Origin of the sequence: Chitinophaga sp., assembly GCF_036569125.1 — a bacterium.
Lineage (GTDB): Bacteria > Bacteroidota > Bacteroidia > Chitinophagales > Chitinophagaceae > Chitinophaga.
The window spans coordinates 1-3,362 of the sequence record NZ_DATCRF010000575.1 but is presented as its reverse complement, the minus strand read 5'-3'; the positions used below and the strand labels follow the sequence as shown (position 1 = coordinate 3,362).

1 protein-coding gene is annotated in these 3,362 nt (G+C 48.0%); it reads right to left on the bottom strand.

Going from position 1 to position 3,362, the window contains the following annotated elements; genetic code table 11:
* The coding region (locus VIM87_RS21645; RefSeq protein WP_331999024.1) for a hypothetical protein at positions 1-2,725 on the bottom strand (2,725 nt) is incomplete at its 3' end.
* Between the last annotated feature and the right edge of the window lie 637 nt (positions 2,726-3,362).

The following is a 3,362-nucleotide window of genomic DNA, read 5'->3' as shown; positions in this document are numbered from 1 at the left end:
ATGCAGCACCGTCTGCATCATGGTATGCACTAGCAAAAACAGCAGCTGTTAAGGCAAGCGGTTGGTCTTCATAACCGGCGGCACTGTTATCCGTTACAGTGGGCGCATTATTTATGGCAGCAGAAACGGTGAAAGTGTAGTCAGACCGGCCGGCATCGGGGTCATTATTCAATATATGAACGATAGCGGTATAAACACCACCCTGCCGTGTACCCGGATCAAAGCTGATCACGAGATCGCTGCTCCCACCGCCGATCATTGAACTTTGTTCGGGCTGCTTAGTAATGCTAAAACCATCTCCAGTGACGCTTACCGCAGGTGAAGCGGTTAGGCTGAGAACACCTGTGCCGGTGTTATGGATGGAGAAGGTATGCGCTATTACCCCGGCAGCAGCCATGCCAAAACTGGTTCCATCTGTTACTGAAACAGTGGTGCTGTTGTCCGCGATGTCGATAGCATTGCCCATTACATTAATACGCGGGCTGGTAAGTATAGCAATGGTGGTAGTAGAAGCCGGACCGGACTCCGTTCCATCATTAACGGTAGCCGTAATAATACGGCCGGCGGTATTGGGCGAACGGTTGCTGTTGCGGTATTCGAGCATTTTTAACGCGGCAATGTAATCTGATTGTGACGCCTGGCCCGACAGTTTTACTACGTTTGTGTTATTACCGGAAATACTAATACCTGCTGGTAAGGTCCCGTTCAGGTAAAGCCCTTCATTTCCTGCATCCGGCGTATTGGTTAATGTAACGGTAGCGGCAAACAGGTTTGATGCATCCGGGTCTATAATGGTCAGATCTGCATCCACAATCTTTGCGCCGGTACTGCCTGCGTTGAACACATTCCGGTAATTATAGCTGCCCGTTGCCCCGGAACTCTTGTCAGGGTCCGGATCTACTATGGGTGCATTATTTACAGCGGTATTTTGGGTAACCAGGTTATTGCCATAGTAACACTCCTGGTAAGTGGAATGCTGGTTAGCCAGCTGGTCCAATGTAAACGGGGCGCTTACCGTATGCCCCATACCCCCCGGCGCATAACTACCATCATCATTAATGATGATGGTAATGTTCATATTCAGGTTATCAAAGCTGCTGAGGTCCAGATCAAAAACGAAATTCTTACATTCTCCTGCGCGTATCTCCTGTGGAAAAGTCCCTGTGTACAACAACCTGGCGGTGGCGCTGGCAGCCGGATCGCCCTGATAAAAGGAAACCGGCATTCCGCCATTGCTGTTACCCGATCCGGGATTACATACAGCAACATTCGCTTTAACGATCTTGCTACCATCAACTTTGGTAAAGGAGACCGCAGGTGTGCCGAAAGCAATATCGGGCTTAGAGCCATAATAGTCGGCGGACAGCAGCAGCTGGTAATCAGGGTTGGCCAGACCGGTTTTAGTGGTGACCGTTAGCTGGCTCTTATCTGCCGACAGGGAAAAAGAAATATCATAATTATACGGGCCTTTAAAGCCAGCTGTATTGCTATGGGCGCGGGTGCTGCTGTTATTCAGCGGTACGTCTTTAAAAGCATAGTTGTCGTCCCGCCTTTCTGTAAGGGACAGCCCTACCTGCTGATAAAAGTACCCGGTAGCTTTTTCAGCAGCAAGGTCTATATAAGCATATGCTTCCAGCGAGTTCTCATTGCTTTCCCGGTCGGTATTCACAGCGTTACCTGTTTCCGTGAAATAAAGCGCATTAGTCCCTGGCGGAATGGTGAAGGTCCTGGTAACCCCGGACTGCGAACTAAAGCCTTTGGGAATAGTCTTTATGTCAGAGTTAACAAATTCAGCGCTCATCCCCTGCCCGGTCCGTTTATAAAACTCCACAACATATGCATCATCAAAATCGCGGGCATAACTGGCGTCACGCTTAATTACCAGGTTGCCGCCGGACACATAGATACGCGGTTTATAGAGGCCGACAGCCCCGGCATTCGTTGATTTACCTGTATAATTGCCAACTGCCACTCCTGAGCTAACCAGGTCTCCGGAGTAGGCAGTGCTAAGATTGTTTACAACGTAGGTAGAACGCCTGTTGGCCGATCCACCGTTAGCCAGCGTGATAAAGCCGTTTGTGGTTCCTTTTTCCAGGTCTATGGTAAAACGCAGGTTGGAATACCCTTCCTCTGTACCGCTGGTTGTATTTAGATCTTCATAGCTGGAGTTTGTTCCCTTCCCTGAAATAAAAATAATGTCAGCGTCTGCCGGGATAGGCATTGACAGGTCTGTATTGGCTGAGGCGGCGCCGTGCAATAAAGCTTTTACCTGCGGTGCCAGCAGGTTCAGGGAATTATTATAGGGTGATAGATATTGAACGTAAAAAGATGAATGTATGCCACTGAAGCTTTGAATAATGGTCAGTGTATTGCCGGAAATGGTGAAGTTAACATTGTTCAGGTCGGGTGTGGCGTCCCCTATTTTGGCTGCTGCCGGTATAAAGGCGCCAAGGGGCGTACGCTGCCAACCGTAGACGTTAGTACCTGATCCATCTGTATTGGTATTTTTTGCATAGTTCACATAACCGGAGGAGGTATTGGAGGCAAGATCTATGATAGCGTTCACCGTAATAAAATCCTCATCGCCCTGTGCATAGTCGCTTCCACCGGAAGTAATGCCGGTTTCTGATGATATATATATTGAAATGGATTTTGTGCCTGAAGGAATAGTGAAAGCAGGCGCACTGGAGCCAGGGCTGCTATACTTCACGTCCACTCCCAGCACATCCGCTCTTTTGCCTCCGCTAGGGCCGCAAGGGCTGTACGGCATCTGGGCGAATGCTGCAAATGAAAAGAAGATTAAACAGGCGGTTAAGAAATACTTCAGGAAATCTGGTTTCATAGCATATGGCACAGGCAGATAACCCCGAAATCAGCATTATGCTGAAACAGGTACTGATCAATGTATTCGACTGAAGAGAAAACAGGAAATAGCCGCCTGAATAAACGTTGTACGCTTGTGAAATGTATTCGGTTCGTCTGTCGGAATTCTTCGTTTAACCTAGGATATGTTTATTAGCGCTAATGCTATTGCTTCAATGACTCTCTCTCTGGGAATTACTATCTCTGCTTATGGTTGTGCAAATATACTAACTTGTTTTACAGCCAGTAAGGACGCGCACCATAACGTTTGTGTTATTCTGGGTAATGGGATCTGTTGACATTGCCGGGATTGGAAATTCCTTTGGCAGTTACGGTTGGAATGTTGTCAGGCGTTTATTGGCCGGTGATGAAAAAACTTTGCTTAATTGGACGGGGAAAGTAAAAGCTCAATATAACGGATAAGGATAAACAGCCTTTTGCCGGAATAGGTGCAAGCTGCTTCGGGAGATGAGGTAGCTGGAGATCCGGTACCGGAAACC